Origin of the sequence: Exiguobacterium sp. UBA1053, from assembly GCF_002316465.1 — a bacterium.
Lineage (GTDB): Bacteria > Bacillota > Bacilli > Exiguobacteriales > Exiguobacteriaceae > Exiguobacterium_A > Exiguobacterium_A abrahamii.
Genome location: NZ_DCDO01000013.1, coordinates 886,579 through 903,423, shown reverse-complemented (window position 1 = coordinate 903,423; position 16,845 = coordinate 886,579). Strand labels below are relative to the sequence as shown.

Genomic DNA, 16,845 nt, shown 5'->3' with positions numbered 1-16,845 from the left:
ATCATAAAAAAACGCCGCATCACTCGAGGATCGTCTCAAGTAAAGCGGCGTTTTACTGGTTATTTATCTGACAGTTGTTTGAGTTGATAGATTCGCTTACCGCCTGGTCCTTCGAACGTCATGCGGAGTGTCGAACGGACGAAGCGATAGCTGACTTGTCCTCCAGATAAACTGACACGAGCGGAGAGATCCGGTTCAAAACGAATGATTTCTTCGTCGTTTCGGAGTGCGTCCGGTAGACCGAACTGATCAAAGCGAAGCGTCGCGATGAACGTATCTTGCTCGTCAAAAGAGACATGGATGCGCCCGGTTCCGTCGAACGGCTCATCTTCGAGCGTGCTTCGTTCAACTTCATACGTACCTTCGAACTGTTTGACCTGTTGCAACGTCTCTCTTGCACTGAGGGCAATGGCTTCTGCTCGTTTTCGGACAGGGTGATCCGTTGCGAGTTGAAGACGTTCGATCGCCTCCGCCGTTTTTAAGACATCACGCAGTTGATAACCGGCAAGCTGTCGCTCAAGCTGAACCATTAGCCGAGCAGCCGGTTCGTCGATGTCTTGTTTCGATTGTTCGACGGCGCGGGTGTAAGTTTGCTGTTCGAACTGATCTTGAATTTTGGATGTTTCGGGCGAACACGCCATCAGGAGACAAAGGGGCAGACAGAGGAGCACTCGTTTCATGAGGTCACCTCCGTTCGATTGACATCAATGATTTGCAGATGATCCGTATGCACTTTCAAACGATAATGAACGCGGTAGGTCACAGGCTTTGAACTCGTTGCTGTCGCGATTTGGTACGTTTCCTGTGTACGCAAGTGATACGTGGTACCTTTTGACGTAAATTTTTGGAATGTCACGACAAGAACACTTGGAGCGACAGGGGCATCAGCGGCATTCGTCAATCGCTCGAGATGGTCGAACTCGGATTCGAACACCTTCAAGGTCGTAAACTGGATGGCGGAAAATGTCTCGATGGAATCGTATGTCTTCGAATACGTCGCTAGTTCTGGAATCGTTCGTGTGTATTGGCGGACGAAACGAAGGACATCATAGGACGTCGGAGGCCGATCTTTCGAATACGTTTGATTGTAAGCCGTTTGTTCATCGGACCATTCAGAAAGAGCGAGTGCTTCGACGCTAGGCGTCTGATTGGCTTCCGGCGAAACGGGATCTTTTAACGAATACCACAGGAAACCGGCCCCTCCGACGAGAAAGAGCAAAAGACAGGTGCTAATGAGCCAAGTGCGTGAAGAGGACGGAGCGGGTGGTTCAGCTGGTCGTTCTTTCTTAATGACAGGATGTTGGCAATGAGAACAAGTCGTATCGTGTTGACGAAGTGGTGTACCACATAACGAACAGCGTTCCATGAAATAAGACCTCCTGTGTATGTAAAATGAAATGTCAGATAAGGTAATGGTAATTTAAAATTAGTATCATCGTAACATTAATTGGAAACGCAATCAAAACTTGATATGAGTTTTTTAGGGGGAACGTACAGATGGGACGTCACTTGATTTTGATGGATGCATTCAAAGGGAGTATTTCTTCGAGCGAGGCGTCAGAAGCGGTCGCCTCCGGTATCCGGGCGTATGATCCGACAGCGATCATCGATTCCTTGCCTGTTGCGGACGGCGGGGAGGGAACGCTCGATGTCTATCTTGCACTCGGATATGACATACAGACGGCGATGACGATGGATTTGGCAGGTCGTCCGTGTGAAGTAGAGTATGCTGTCAAGGGGACAGACGCCGTCATCGAAGTCGCGCGTATTTGTGGACTGCCGATGCGGCGAAGCGAGGATGATCCCGTTCGAATGAATACGCGTGGCGTTGGTCGTTTGATCGAGCAGTTACGCGATCAGGGAATCACGCAGATCCGACTGGCTTTAGGCGGGACTGGTACGACGGACGGAGGACTCGGTTTGCTCGCTGAAGTCGGTTGTCGGCTTGAAGATGCGTCCGGTGATCCGATTTCGTTTCAAACGAATCCATTACTTGAGACGTATGCTATTCAATGCCCGGCGTATCCTGTTCAACTGGAAGCGCTCGTCGATGTGACAGCCCTTTATCATGGTCCAGATGGTCCAGCGTATCTGTTCGGTCCGCAAAAAGGACTGCTTCGAGAAGACATCGTAAAGTTCGATCAGCAACTTGAACGGATCGGGCGGTTACTTGGACTAGAGAATGTTAAAGGAGCTGGAGCAGCCGGTGGACTCGGGGGAGCGATCTATGCGCTGGGCGGCACGATCGTTCCGGGAGCCAAGACGATCCTACAACATCTTCGCGTAGCAGAGCGGATGAAACAAGCCGATTATGTCTGGACAGGAGAAGGACGCGTCGACCGTCAAAGTCAAATCGGTAAGTTACCAGGTGAGGTCACGCGGATGGCAAAAGCAGCTGACGTTCCTTGTCTGATCCTTGCCGGAATCGTCGAAGAAAACATGCCGCACGCACTCGATTGTCGTTCGATCCATGCCGGACAAGCAATCACGCTCGAGCGAGAACAGACGATGGCTCGTATGAGCGAACAAGCACGTAAGTGGCTTGAGGAACTTTCACTGAAACAGGGATGAAGTCGGAAAAGTTTGGGTAAATAACTGTATATTGCCATACTTTTAAGAAGGTAGGTCATCGTATGATCAATCAATCGATTCAATTATCGTTTCGCCAAGTCCGAGCACTGGTCGAACATACCCTGCTATTATTCAAAGAGCTTGATCAACAATTGGCAAACCGTGGATACGAACCGGTTCTCCCGGAAGTCGTCCAAACGGAACATGGTCTGAGCATCCATCAGACGAAAGAGAGTGCGGAGTCACTCGTGCCGCACTTTTTAACACGGACGTATGTCCGGCAACAAGAAAAAACGAATCAACATGGATTGCTGATCTCTGTTCAATATACGCATCCGCTCCATGAACGATTCGATCCGGTCGTCCTCGTCGGCGATGTTGCGTTCAAGCAAGCAAAACATGCGCAAAAAATCTTAAGTGAAAAGCCGTGGCTCCTGAAATACGCAGCTTTTGAATCTACGATTGCGCAAGAGTTCGTTGCCGATGGTACACGCTATACGACGCAACCGATTGAAGAAATCGAAGAGCTGATCGTCTGGGGGCATCCGTTCACGGAAATGCGCGACATCGATGACGTCAAACGATTGGCGGAAGAGATGATCAGCCGTCATCTCGAGCCGGGGACAACATGAAAATAAGCTTCCGTTCCTTCAAGAGAGAAGGAGGGAAGCTTATTTTTTAGACTTGAACGAGCAATCGTTCAATTGCTGCCGTCAAATCAGTTGGATTCGTTTTTGGTGAGAACCGCGTCACTTCTCCATCACGGGTCACGAGGAATTTCGTGAAATTCCACTCGACGTCTGTTGTACCGTCCGTCGTTGGTGCTTGTGCTTTCAGTTCCTCGAATAACGAATGTGCTTGCTCACCGTTAACATCGATTTTTGAGAAGACGGGGAATGTCACGCCGTAGTTGACTTGGCAGAACGACTGGATCTCCTCGTCAGTTCCCGGATCTTGATTCGCGAACTGATTACATGGGAAACCAAGTACGGTCAATCCTTGCGAACGATAGTCTTGATGCAATTGCTCGAGTCCTTCGAACTGTGGCGTCAAGCCACATTTGCTGGCTGTATTGACGATCAGCCATGCTTGAGCTGGGTAGTCACTTAAGGATGCCGACGTTCCGTCGACGCGTTGAAATGAATGATCTTGTAACATATCGATTCCCCCTTTTTAAGTACTTCTCCAGTGTAACAAATCCGTTTTCTCGTCGTCTTCTATCGTTACTTGCGAGATGACAGAAACATCACAATCGGGTGTCAGCGACGCTTTTTCAATGAATCTTTGTTACGATGAAAAGGAATATGGAAGGAAAGGAGAGATGCCACATGAGAAAAATGTTGAAACAATCGCGGTTCGTCATGATCGCGACGCTTTGTCTCGTCCTGGTCAGTAGTTGTATTACCTTACTGACGCTTGGGTTCGAACGCGATATTGTGATTCTTGTTTCTGGAGTGGTTGCCCTTTGGGTGACGATGCTAGCTCCTTTGACGGTCCATGCTAAAATGAATCAGCAATCATAATCATTGTTCGTTCATGAAACCGCGGAACGATTCTCGCTAAAATGGAGCTCCTCCATTTTAGATGAAGGAATCGATTTCTGCGGTTTTTTTTCTTCTATAGCATAGAGGTGAAAAACGCTATTTTTCGAAAGTAAGTCATTAAAAAATCAGACTATTTTTTTTCAACTTTTCTATTTACAACCCGAAAAAATCGGAGTAATATCCATCTCATCAACGAACACTAACATGTTAATGCTTCGATCTCAAAGTACGCCGAATTCATGATTGAAGCGGGGGACCCAACCGTCACGACACGTGACACGGGGTGAATCCTTTCCGAACGGGAAAGGTAGGGCGAATTCCTAGGTATGCCCGAATCCGACAGCTAACCTCGCAGGCGTTTTTAGGAGGGAACGACTCTTTTTCAGTATGCCAAAGTATAAAGGCGATGCTGGGGCCGTTTATTGCCTCACATCGTCTTTTTGCCGTGTCTAATTGTAAAAATATTGAATAATATGGGGGTAATTTCATAATGGGAGAGCTGTGGAGTATCGTATTGCTTGCCTTCTTCTTCGGTACGACGTTCGGGATGATTCATCTGATCGAACGTGTCCAGTGGAGAGCAGGTGACCGTAAATGACATGGTTTTTACTAGCGACGGGCTGCCTCGTCTTCTTGTATCTCGGTTATTGTCTGATGTATCCAGAAAAATTCTAATCGCATAGGGAGAAAAGAAAAACATGTGGACTCAATTCATGATCCAATTTTGGATCCTACTCGTCATCGCACTTTGCGCGGCGGTCTTGCTTGGTCGCTACATCGGGATATACTTCGCACCTGTCGCAGAGCGTCGGGTCGATAAAATCGGTAAGGTCGAACGACGACTTCTTTTGTTACTCGGCGTCGATGAAAAGAAACACGATCAATCGTGGGTCGGTTACTCGAAAAGTTTGTTGCTTGTAAATATTTTCTTCTTCATCGGTGGTTATTTGCTACTTCGTTTCCAAGGCAGTCTACCCTTGAATCCGAACGGTGCTGTGAATCTCGATTGGTCGACAGCGTTGCATACGACAATCAGTTTCATGACGAACACCGATCAACAACACTATTCAGGCGAGGCACTCTCATATCTCTCGCAAACGTTCGTCCTTGGAACGATGTTGTTCGTCGCTCCAACGATGGCGTTCACGGTCTGTATCGCTGTCATTCGTGGTCTTGCGAACAAACCACTCGGTAACTTCTATGCCGACTTCGTTCGCTTCATCTTGCGAATCCTGATTCCGATTTCACTCGTGTTCGGGATGGTCATGATCGTCTTCGGTGTACCACAGACGTTCGGAGGGGCGGTCAGCGTCACGACGCTCGAAGGAGCGAAGCAGTTGATTTACCGTGGACCGGTTGCTGCGTTTGAAGTCATCAAACAGCTCGGGAACAACGGTGGTGGTTTCTTTGGTGTCAATGGTGCTCATCCATTCGAGAACCCGAACCAATTCGTCAACTTCATCCAGATGTTCTTGATGCTACTGATTCCGATGTCACTTCCAATCGCTTACGGCAAAATCATCGGTTCCGCGAAACAAGGTCGACTATTCCTTGGAGTCATGACGCTTCTCTTCATCATGATGACGGTCGGGATGGCAGGGAGCTTGCTTGCGAATCCAACGGCACACGGTCAGGAACTACGGTTCGGTCAAATCGGAACGGCGCTCTACAGTTCGATTACGACGGCAGCTGAAACCGGTGCGGTCAACGCGATGCACGACTCACTGCATCCGCTCGCTGGATTGATCCAGCTCGGCAATATGATGCTTAACGTCGTTTACGGTGGAGCAGGTGCAGGATTCTTGAACGTCTTGCTTTATGCCTTCGTCGCCGTCTTCCTGACAGGTCTCTTGATCGGTCGGACACCGACGTTCCTCGGGAAGAAAATCGAGACGTTCGAAGTGAAGATGATCGCGATCGCGCTACTCGTGCCGCCATTCCTGATTCTCGTTGGAACGGCGATCTCGATGTACGCTGCACCAGGCGTCGCCGGCATCTCGAACCCAGGCTATCACGGACTGTCGCAAGTCTTGTATGAGTTCACGTCCGCGACGGCGAACAACGGATCAGGTTTTGAAGGACTCGGCGACGCAAACGTCTACTGGAACGTCTCGACGTCATTCGCGTTGTTCTTCGGACGCTACATTCCATTGATCTTGATGCTTGCAATCGTTGGTTCGCTTAAAGCGAAGCCATCCGTCCCGCAAGATGAATTTTCGTTTAAGACAGACACACCACTCTTCGGAACAGTCTTCCTCGGTACGGTCGTACTCGTCGGTGCATTGACATTCTTGCCAGTGCTCGTACTTGGACCAGTCGCGGATTGGCTGACGATGTGAACAGGAGATAAAAGCATATGATGGAACGAATCATGCATCCGACGCCCGAGGAACACCAACCGAACGGGGAGCCGGAACACCAATCCAAATCAGCAATCAATGGCTCGATCGCGCGTCAAGCGACGATCGATGCCTTTAAAAAATTAAATCCCGTCAACATGGTCAAACAACCGATCATGTTCGTCGTCTGGATCGGCTGCTTGCTCGCGATCGGTTACACGATCTTCATTGACGAGATGCGGGGCTTTAACTTGACGGTCAGTATCATTCTCTTCTTGACGGTCTTGTTCGCGAACTTCGCGGAATCGATCGCCGAAGGACGCGGGAAAGCACAAGCGGACTCACTGAAAGCTTCAAAAGCAGACGTCATGGCACGTAAACGTGTCGGGCAACTGATTCAAAGCGTTTCGTCTGCGACCCTTCGTAAGGGCGATATCGTCTTCGTCCGAGCAGGGGAGTATGTACCGGGTGACGGTGAAATCATCAAAGGACTTGCTTCGATTGATGAATCGGCGATCACCGGTGAATCCGCACCCGTCATCAAGGAAGCGGGCGGTGATTTCTCCTCGGTCATCGGCGGCACACTCGTCGTCAGTGACGAGATCGAAGTCCGGATCACGAGTAATCCAGGTGAATCGTTCCTCGATCAGATGATTGCCCTCGTCGAAGGCGCAAGTCGTCAGAAGACACCGAACGAACTCGCGTTATCAACACTCTTGACGAGCTTGACGTTGATTTTCTTACTTGTCGTCATGACACTACCGGTCTTTACGAACTATCTTGGATTTGATCTTTCGGGTCCAATCTTGATCGCCTTACTCGTCTGTTTGATTCCGACAACAATCGGTGGCTTGCTGTCCGCGATCGGAATCGCCGGAATGGACCGCGTTACCCGCTTCAACGTCATCGCGATGAGCGGGAAGGCGGTCGAAGCAGCAGGCGATATCCAAACGATCATCCTGGATAAAACAGGAACGATCACGTTCGGTAACCGGATGGCGTCGGAGATCACGCCAGTCGGCGGACGTACTGCCGAGCAGGCGTTCGAGGGGGCGATCCTCGCCTCACTCGCTGATGAGACACCTGAAGGACGATCGGTCTTAGAGCTCGCGGAACTTCGCGCGATGCCGGTTGAACAACATTGGTTAGATGGCGCGGAAATCGTACCGTTTCGAGCAGAGACACGGATGTCCGGACTCGACTTAAGAGATGGACGCCGTGTGCGTAAAGGGGCGGGGCAAGCGATTCAAGAATGGGTCAAGGAACAAGGCGGCACCATTCCAAATGATTTGCAAGAGAAAGTAGATGCGGTCTCTCGTCTTGGCGGCACACCACTCGTCGTTGCGATCGACGCAACGATCCTTGGCGTCATCTATTTGAAAGATACGGTGAAACCGGGTATGCGCGAACGATTCGATCGGTTGCGTGAGATGGGGATCAAGACGGTCATGTGTACGGGTGACAACCCATTGACGGCAGCAACGATCGCCCGCGAAGCAGGCGTCGATGATTTCGTCGCGGAATGTAAACCGGAAGACAAGATTCGTGTCATCCAGCAGGAACAAGCAGCCGGTCACCTCGTCGCCATGACAGGAGACGGAACGAATGATGCACCAGCACTCGCTCAAGCCGATGTCGGACTCGCGATGAACAGCGGAACGCAAGCCGCAAAAGAAGCGGCGAACATGATCGATCTTGATTCGAACCCGACGAAAATCATCGAAGTCGTCGAAATCGGGAAACAGCTCTTGATGACACGGGGTGCCTTGACGACGTTCTCGATCGCAAACGATGTCGCGAAATATTTTGCGATCATCCCGGCAATGTTCATGGTCGCAATCCCGCAGATGGAAGTACTCAATATCATGCGTCTTGATTCCCCGACGAGCGCGATCTTGTCTGCCTTGATCTTCAATGCGATCATCATTCCGATGTTGATTCCGCTTGCGATGCGAGGAGTTACCTATAAACCGATGACGGCGGATCAATTACTCGGTCGTAACTTACTGATCTATGGTCTTGGCGGTGTCGTCGTTCCATTCATTGGGATTAAAATCATCGATGTCTTGCTTGCAAGCATCCTCTAAGGAGAAAACGAATCATGAAACAAGCCATTCGTGTGACGGTCTTCGTCACGGCGTTATGCGGGATCGTCTTTCCCGCTTTATTGACCCTGTTCGGTCAACTACTCGTACCGAATAAAGCTGAAGGTTCTTTAGTACAAGAAAACGGAAAATTCATCGGATCGGAATTGATTGCCCAGCCGTTCACGTCGAAACAGTATTTTCACGGACGTCCATCGGCGGTCGATCAATTAGCGGGAGCGTCTGCTGGGGATAACCTAGCAGCATCGAACCCGGAGCTTGGCACGAAGATGGCGGAATTACAGAAACAGAACCAAGTGGACGGCGCTTCGCTTCCGGACGATGCCCTCGTGACATCCGGTTCTGGCTTCGATCCGCACATCTCAGTCGACTATGCTTTGGTTCAGGCGAAGCGTATCGCAACCGCGCGCGACCTGTCGCGTGAAGAAGTGCGGAAATTGATCACGAAGGAAGCAGGAACACATGATTACGTCAACGTCCTGCGCTTGAACTTAGCCCTTGATCGGAGTAAGTCATGACACGAGGAAAGCTGAAGCTGTATATCGGCTCAGCTCCTGGTGTCGGAAAGACGTATAAGATGCTTGCAGATGCACGAACGTTGACGCTTGAAGGCAAGGATGTCGTCATCGGTCTGATTGAGACACATGGTCGAAAAGAGACGGCGGAGATGGTCGGGCAACTCGAACAAGTTCCGCTACTTGAAGTCGTCTATAAGGACAAGACATTCCCTGAGGTGAACGTGGACGCGATTATTGCCCGTCGCCCGGATATCGTACTGATCGATGAACTGGCGCATACGAATGCGCCAGGATCGGTACGAAAGAAACGCTATCAAGATGTCGCAGCACTGCTTGAAGCAGGAATTAATGTCTATTCGGCCGTCAACATCCAGCATTTCGAAAGCTTGCTCTTTAAGGTCAAAGAAGTGACGGGCGTCGAGGTTCGGGAACGCATCCCGGATCCGTTTCTCGGTGAAGCCGATGAGATTCTACTCGTCGACGTCACGCCACAGACATTACGGGAACGACTCGAGCAAGGAAAGATTTATAAGAAGGAAAAGATTGAACAGAGCTTGAATTCGTTCTTTTCGCTTCAGAATCTTGCGAGCTTACGTGAGCTATCATTACGTCAGGTCGCAGACGAAGTCGACGATCAAGTCTATCAATCACGCTTGTTGATTGAAAAGGATCCAGCATCGTTACAGGAACGGATCCTCGTCTGTATCCAGCTCAATAACAACGCGCGGAAGTTGATCTATCGCGGCTTTCGCATGGCAAGTCGTCTAAAAGCGGATCTTTATGTGCTGACGATTTTACCGACGGCAGAGAATCAATTGAATGCGAAACAAAAAGAAGTACTTGCGATGGTACGCGAGAGTGGTTCCTTGTTCGGAGCAGAAGTACTGATCCGAATCCAAGGGGAGCGCTCGATCGCCCAAGCGATCACGGCAGCTGCTAAGCATCATCGCATCACCCAAATCGTCCTCGGTCAATCTGCACGGACCCGTTGGCAGGAAGTCCGGCGTGGATCGATCATCAATGAAATCATGCGTCATGTCCGCGGGATCGATATTCAAATCGTTGCCGATGACATGGAACGCTAGGGGAGCCCTTCCGCGTAAATGCAGGGGTTCTCTTCGTATCATTCAAGAATAACAGTACTTCGTAGTATTATGGAGTACCGTTCATATGAAGGCAGAGTGTAGTTTTTCTCTTAGTGAGAAAGATTGCACTTTTTTGTTCACCTCGCATCGTTTTCCTGGGACAAGCATCGCGCCGCTTCACTTCGTTGCAGGGTCGCTCCTGCTTGTTTTTCCCTAGGAAGCGATTTCGAGTGAACAAATCGTGTTTTTTCTTCCGGGTATAGAAAGTAGAAACGAAGAAGGAAAATGACTACTTTGTCCGTAAAAATGATGCGATTATCGATTTCATTTCGCTATGTTTTAGTAGGACGCAACCGTACATCGTTGACTCCTACAGGAAAAGGAAGTGCGGTTAGCGCTTCCGTCAGGGAAGGGTGAGACCCGACAAATCGCATGGAGTTCGAGATGTCGCGGCTTACCTCCCGCCTGTGGAAAGCGAGGATGTCGGAAACGTCCACCATAAAAATGAGAGTGACGTTATTTATTTTCGATTCTCACTCTTGAAGAATTTTAAATGGATCAACATTACGAAAAAGGAGTAGTCTTTCTCTATCAAGAGAAGAACTACTCCTTTGCGTGTATGCTTTTAACTATCTCTTAGCGAGCGAAAACCGGAATATCGAAGGTTGCTGTATAGCTATCCATCTGTTGATAGAGTGAATAGATCCGTGACGTCTGTTTGACGGCCCAACCCATGTCTGTTGCGTACTGATGGCTACCAGGGCGCATCGGACTCCAACGCATTTTGTAAAGCGTATTTTGTCCATAGACATTGTGGATGTACTTCGTGCTGATGAATTCAGCACCACCGACAATCGCGGCTTCCGGAGTGAACCAACCTTGACTGTACGCATAAGCAGCACCGGTGTTGATTGCATCGTAATCATACGCACCAATGCCGTACATGTTGTAGACTTTGCGTCCATTCCATGTCACACCCATCGCGAGTGTCGATTTTCCGTTACCTGTCTCAAGCAAAGCGTGGGAGATCAAGTAAGCTTCGTTGACGCTGTATTTTTGACCAGCATCGATGAACGCTTGACCACAACTACCATTGCTACATTTGTTGAAGATTCCTTCGCCTTTCGTCACGTTCGCTAACATCTTATCGAGTGTCGCAGGTGTCGCACCTGTTGTTTTCGATAAATCAAGGAACTGATAGAAGTCTGAAGAATTTCGGTCGACCTTGAGTGGGTCAGCAGCGTTACGGACGTCTGTTTCGAGTGCATTCAGCCACTGAATCGTCGAATAATTCGTTGCGTTCGAATAGACACGTGGGTACGTCGTATAGAAGCCACTGACGGATTGATAGACACGAATCATCCGACCAGGCTGGAATTGACCGTAGACGTGACTTGCTGTCGAAGCGCCTGAACGAATGTTGAGTGGTGTCGTCGCTGTGACAGTCGCAATCGTTCCATTGACTGGATCGAGTGCACCACCGAGACGGACGTAACCCGTACTGACGTACATCAATTTGTTTTTGTAGATATCCGTTTGCGGTGGTGGATTCAGTTTCATCTGTGCGCTGATGAAGCTATCGAACGTATACGGTGTCGCGACGGAGTTATAGACGTTTAATTTAGAAGAAGTCGTCACGAACGCCCCCTTATACGCATATCCACTTTTCCCATCGTAGGAAATCTTATACCAATCACCGATTTGACCAGAGACAGTGACGACGAGATTTTGAGGAATCGTCTTGATGACATTGTATGAGCTACCGACGTAAGAGCGTAACGCAACGTTTGATGTAGCCCGTACGTACAATTTTTGTTTTGCTTCGTATTTGATTGATGACGTGTTTTGTCCGGTGCGGATATACCCCGTTTTGCCATCGATCGTCACTTTGTGCCACGAGGTGTTCGTGTACGACGTGATCAAAGAAGATGTGTAATAGACATTTCCGAACGAGAGTGTCGTTACAGTTGCTGCTTGATCGTCCGGTGCTTGTTTGACGACAAGTGATTGGTTCGCCAAGAAGCGTGCACCCGTAATCTTTTTCGTTTCCGTGTACGGTGTCAGTGTTGATTTTAAGACATAGCCGTTTTTACCAGCGTAGCTGATTTTTAACCATTGATCGAGACTACCTGTTACTTGAACGACGGCTGCTTTTGGCAGCTTCGTCACCGTCGCATAAGCTGAACCGGCATCCGACTGGAGTGTCGTATCCGTCGTTGCTTGATAGCGGTGGTTATTGACGCTTTCGTATGTGACAGGTGAACCTTGATTGATTTGGATGTAACCGGTTTTCCCGTCGACCGTCAGGCGATGCCATTGCTCCGAACGACCAGTCGTGACGACTTGATTCGTCGTGTAGACGTCTCCAGAAGAGAGGCGAACGAGAGTGTCAGCTGTCGCTTGGTGTGACGTTTTTACTTCGACGGTACGCCCAAGGCGATAAGAAGAAGATGGAATTGATTGCGTCATGACTTTTTCCTTAGCGTAACGTGAAGCGATATAACCTGTTTTCCCGTTGTACGTCACACGATACCAATCATCGATCATTCCAGTGACCGTGATGCTCGTACCAGAAGGAATCGTTTTGACGGTCGCGTAAGTGTTTCCAGCATATGAACGTAGAGGAGTCGAAGTCATCGTCTGCATGACGATCCGGTCCGATTGATAACGAACGCTCTTGCCTTGACCGACAGGAATGTAGCCTGTCTTTCCATCCTTGCTCACACGATGCCATTGCTGACCGTTTGACGTCACGAGTTGTGTCGTGTAGTAGATGTCACCGCTCTGTAGTGTTTCAAGCGTGGATGCTTTTGCATCTGGTGAAGATTTAATGGAAACTGCTTTTTCAAGCTCAAAGCGTGCCCCTGCAATTTTCTGCTTCGTTGCAAGCGTCGTAAAGGTGCTAGAAGCAGCATATCCCGTTTTACCGTTATAACTGACCCGGTACCAATTACCGATCCGTCCGGAAATCTTGATGACCGTATTGCTCGGGATCGTTTGTACTGTTGCATATGATGGACCTGCATACGAGCGGATCGTTGTTGCGGCTGTCGTTTTCAATGAAAGGTTTGATTGTGACTCGTAAGCGATAGGTGTTGCCTGATTCGCTAATACGAAGCCGGTTTTACCTTCCTTCGATACTTGATACCATGTTTCACCGAGTGGATTCGTCACACGTGTCTTCGTGTAGTAGACGTTTCCGGCACTTAGTGTCGCAAGTGTTTTTCCGTTTGTTGCAGGTGTCGTCTTGATGGCGAGTGATGCTGTCAACAGGAAGCGTGAAGACGGAAGCTTCGTCTTTTCTGTGTACTCTGCCAATGTAGCGGATAAGACATAACCCGTCTTACCAGCGTATGTGACTTGATGATACGTTGCCGTCTTAGCGCTTGATGTGACAATCGTGCCCTTCGGAAGACTTGCTAAGCTGTTCTTCGGTTCCGCTTGACTGTAAAGGGGTGTCGCACTTTTCGTCTGATACCGTGTTTGTGGGATCAGGGTCACACTTTGCTTTTCAGAAGAGGCGAACGCATCTTGATGCATGTAACCTTTTTTCCCATCGTACTGGACGCTGACCCAGTCCTCGATCCGACCGACGATTTTGACGTCTTTTCCAGATGGAATGGTCTGAACTTTTGGATAGCCTGTTCCAGCGTATTGGCGCAAGATATAAGCGTCGACCGTTCTTGCCGTCGTGTTCGTCACCTTTTTATAGGCAACTGCTTTTGCACCAGCAGCGACATAGCCCGTCTTCCCGTCATATTTGACGCGGTACCATGTTTCGCCATATGGATTTGTCACACGTTGTGACGTGTAGTACACATCCTCTTCGTTCAACGTACCGATCGTCGCTGCAGTATCCACTGCCGTCTTTTTGATCGGTGTTTTTTTGAGGACGAGGTAGCGCTGTCCAGAAACGGTTTGTTTCTTTTCGTACAGCGTGAGGTATTTCGACGCGACATATCCCGTTTTTCCAGCGTATGTGACTCTTCTGAATGCGCCAGAAGCATACGTGGATGAAACGACAGTTCCGGTCTTGATCGTCAACAAGCGCTTCCGAGAAGATGCCGTCTTGTCGTACAGATAACTATCGGTAGACAGACGGTAGGTCGTTGCTTTCGTCGTCGCTGCTTCAGCTACGGGTAAAGATGTTAAAACGATGCTGAAAACGATGAGAAAGCTCGCGAACACCTTCAAGGTCTTCGAGAATGATGTCGTGTTCAAAGTATCTTTCCTCCTAGTAGATATTCGTCCGGATGGACGGAATCGGCTTCTAGGATGTCTAAGTCTAAGTTGTGGAATCTATTGCCTATCCTTACTATCGACAATATCGGATTTTTATGAATAAGATATTGAATTATTTTGAAAAAAGGGGTCTGGTTTTTTGAAAAACCCTCCTGTTTGTTTAAACAAGAGGGGAAATGATCAGATGTTGAGACGAGCGAGGAGTTCTGTCAGATTCGTCGTTGGTCGTTCACACGAAAAATCATGACAGAGATAAGCGGTAGGTACGTTTGGTTCAGGATAATCTGCGATCAATGGTACAAGCGGTAGAAGGTCACGCTTCGTCCCAATCAATAAGGCGACTTCCGGTAAGCGCATCTGTTGCAGTTGATTGATTTCGATTGGGATTTCCGACTCTTCAGGAATCAAGATGATCAATTCCTTCGGTTCCATCTGCCGATAGGTGAACGTACTGACAAGTGAGGCGAAGCCCGTTGGTTGTTGCTCGACTTCTTCTACTAATGCCGTAAGAGCCCGTTCGGCACTTTCCTGATAGACGAGACGCCCGGTGAGGCGACTGAGCGTGAAGAAGGCATGCAAGGCAACGCTATTTCCAGCCGGTGTGACCCCATCATACAGATCAAGTGGACGAACGAGTAGCTCGTCGGAGCGTGAAGATGTCAGATAAAAATAGCCATCTACTGTCTGGAACTGATCTTGTAGCACATCTGCAAGTACTAAAGCTTCCTCTAGATGAAGCGCTCGTCGTGTCGATTGAAACAGTTCAAGATGTGCGTCAATCAAATAAGCATAGTCATCGAGGAATCCGTGTCCGGTCGCTTGTCCTTCGCGGTAATGAACGGCAAGTTGCTGTTCGGTACGAACGAATCGTTCAAGTGATGTCATCGCACGCGTTGCGACACGTGTATAATGCGGTTCATTAAAGATGCGACCGGCTTTAGCGAACGTCGAGATCATCATCGCGTTCCACGATGTCAAGCGCTTATCGTCACGAAATGGACGCGGACGTTCATTTCGCGCACGAAGAAGAAGCTGGTGCTCGCGTTCGAGTTGCGCCGCTGTCTCAGCAGGCGACAAGTGAACAGAACGTGCGAATGTCTCGAGTGTTCGTCCCGTCCGGTAAAAGACGTTTCGTCCTTCGAAATTTCCTGATGGTGAAGCATGGTAAAAGTGCGGGAACAGTGCGTCTGGTCCGAGTAAGTCCGTCAGTTCAGTTGCTGTGAACGTATAATAGTGTCCTTCACCGCCTTCACTATCTGCATCTAGTGCGGCGTAGAAGGTACCGTCCGGGGCAGTCATCTCATGCTCTGTGAACGATAGGACTTCTTCCGCGTAACGTCGGAAGCGGATTTGTCCGGTCACTTGATACGTCTCGATGCATAAGGTCGCGAACCAAGCATTGTCGTACAGCATTTTCTCGAAATGAGGAATCTGCCACTCGGCATCGACCGTATAGCGGAACAAACCGTAGCCGACTTGATCGGTCATCCCACCGTCACGCATCGCGATCAATGATCGCATGACCATATGGAGCGCCGTCTCGTCTTCCGCGTATTGATAATAATCAAGCAAGAAACGAAGCAGGGCTGGCGACGGAAACTTCGGTGCCCCGCCGAATCCACCGTGTTGACGGTCAAATTGGCGCATCGTTTGATCAAAGGTCTCGTGAATGATGGATTCATTCCAAGTACTAGTAGACGCTGTAGGCTGCAATACGTCGCGAAGCGTTTGCGACATGTTCTGACCGACTTGTGCGATTTTTTCTGGTGAACGGCGGAATTGCTCGCTTAGCTGAAGCGTCACCTGACGAAAACTCGGGCGGTTGAATTGAGGCGTCTTCGGAAAATACGTACCGATATAAAACGGTTGCTGGTCCGCTGTCATGAAGACGCTCAGTGGCCAGCCGCCTTGTCCGTTCATGACTTGAGCCGCCGTCATATACAAGTGGTCAATGTCAGGACGTTCTTCCCGGTCGACCTTGATTGCGATGTAGCGTTCGTTCAAGAGGCGTGCCGTTTCTTCATCCTCGAAGCTTTCGTGAGACAGCACATGGCACCAATGACAAGTACTCATTACATCCTAACTATACCCAATAGATAAAAAAACAGGTTTGTTTTCTCGTTTTGCAGTTTCGAAAGCTTCTTCTCCCCAGGCATACCAATTCACTGGATTGTATGCATGTTGTAACAAATAAGGAGATTTTTCTGCAATTAATCTATTGGGTTTCGAGTTAGATTTCATAGGGCATCACCACACTTTCTAATGAGATTTTTTCTTTACGTGATTATTGTACCTTTGTTATACAGCGTTTAGATATTTAGATTGTATAAACCAAAAATTAATTTAGTGAAAGCTAGACTAAAGATATGAAGTATATTCAAGCGTTAAGTGAAATGAATGGAAAATAAATGGATTTCATTTTGAAACCTATAATTCGTTTA

General features: G+C 48.9%; 12 protein-coding genes, 1 pseudogene and 1 riboswitch. Of the genes and pseudogenes, 8 read left to right on the top strand and 5 right to left on the bottom strand.

The annotated features are described in order from the left end of the window. Positions 1-59: 59 nt before the first annotated feature. Positions 60-680, bottom strand: a complete 621-nt coding sequence (locus B3G15_RS12265) for a hypothetical protein (protein ID WP_290721398.1) — start codon at positions 678-680, stop codon at positions 60-62. Beyond that, positions 677-1,366, bottom strand: a complete 690-nt coding sequence (locus B3G15_RS12260; RefSeq protein ID WP_290721396.1) for a hypothetical protein — start codon at positions 1,364-1,366, stop codon at positions 677-679. Before B3G15_RS12260 ends, B3G15_RS12265 begins: the two co-directional genes overlap by 4 nt. Before the next feature lie 131 nt (positions 1,367-1,497). On the opposite strand from B3G15_RS12260, the gene B3G15_RS12255 reads away from it, so the two are divergent. Together B3G15_RS12255 and B3G15_RS12250 are read left to right on the top strand one after the other, a co-directional pair. Beyond that, entirely contained in the window at positions 1,498-2,571 is a 1,074-nt protein-coding gene (locus B3G15_RS12255) for a glycerate kinase (protein WP_290721395.1), read from the top strand. 62 nt (positions 2,572-2,633) lie between these two features. Beyond that, positions 2,634-3,203, top strand: coding sequence for a hypothetical protein (locus B3G15_RS12250; RefSeq protein WP_047392959.1), 570 nt, complete (start codon positions 2,634-2,636; stop codon positions 3,201-3,203). A 46-nt stretch (positions 3,204-3,249) separates the two neighbouring features. On the opposite strand, the gene B3G15_RS12245 is transcribed toward B3G15_RS12250, so the two are convergent. Next, positions 3,250-3,729, bottom strand: coding sequence for a glutathione peroxidase (locus B3G15_RS12245; RefSeq protein ID WP_290721391.1), 480 nt, complete (start codon positions 3,727-3,729; stop codon positions 3,250-3,252). 170 nt (positions 3,730-3,899) lie between these two features. Between B3G15_RS12245 and B3G15_RS12240 the strand changes: the two genes are divergently transcribed. The 6 genes from B3G15_RS12240 to B3G15_RS12220 all read left to right on the top strand — a co-directional run bounded on the left by B3G15_RS12240 (position 3,900) and on the right by B3G15_RS12220 (position 10,162). Beyond that, entirely contained in the window at positions 3,900-4,094 is a 195-nt protein-coding gene (locus tag B3G15_RS12240) for a hypothetical protein (protein WP_029342614.1), read from the top strand. 240 nt (positions 4,095-4,334) lie between these two features. After that, positions 4,335-4,488, top strand: a riboswitch (cyclic di-AMP (ydaO/yuaA leader). 221 nt (positions 4,489-4,709) lie between these two features. Next, a complete protein-coding gene (locus B3G15_RS16010) occupies positions 4,710-4,790 on the top strand; it encodes a potassium-transporting ATPase subunit F (RefSeq protein WP_071908832.1) in 81 nt (26 codons plus the stop codon). Between the two features lie 23 nt (positions 4,791-4,813). Next, entirely contained in the window at positions 4,814-6,454 is a 1,641-nt protein-coding gene (gene kdpA / locus B3G15_RS12235) for a potassium-transporting ATPase subunit KdpA (protein ID WP_214724014.1), read from the top strand. Positions 6,455-6,471: 17 nt separating this feature from the next. After that, on the top strand, positions 6,472-8,541 hold the full coding sequence (kdpB, locus tag B3G15_RS12230; RefSeq protein ID WP_023469376.1) for a potassium-transporting ATPase subunit KdpB: 2,070 nt from the start codon (positions 6,472-6,474) through the stop codon (positions 8,539-8,541). A 14-nt stretch (positions 8,542-8,555) separates the two neighbouring features. Beyond that, positions 8,556-9,077, top strand: coding sequence for a K(+)-transporting ATPase subunit C (gene kdpC / locus B3G15_RS12225; RefSeq protein WP_290721386.1), 522 nt, complete (start codon positions 8,556-8,558; stop codon positions 9,075-9,077). Then, complete coding sequence (locus tag B3G15_RS12220) at positions 9,074-10,162, top strand: universal stress protein (protein ID WP_290721384.1); 1,089 nt, start codon at positions 9,074-9,076, stop codon at positions 10,160-10,162. Before kdpC ends, B3G15_RS12220 begins: the two co-directional genes overlap by 4 nt. 636 nt (positions 10,163-10,798) lie before the next feature. On the opposite strand, the gene B3G15_RS12215 is transcribed toward B3G15_RS12220, so the two are convergent. Continuing rightward, a complete protein-coding gene (locus tag B3G15_RS12215) occupies positions 10,799-14,383 on the bottom strand; it encodes an SH3 domain-containing protein (protein ID WP_290721382.1) in 3,585 nt (1,194 codons plus the stop codon). Positions 14,384-14,584: 201 nt separating this feature from the next. After that, positions 14,585-16,645 (bottom strand): annotated as a pseudogene (locus B3G15_RS12210) (thioredoxin domain-containing protein). Positions 16,646-16,845: the final 200 nt, after the last annotated feature.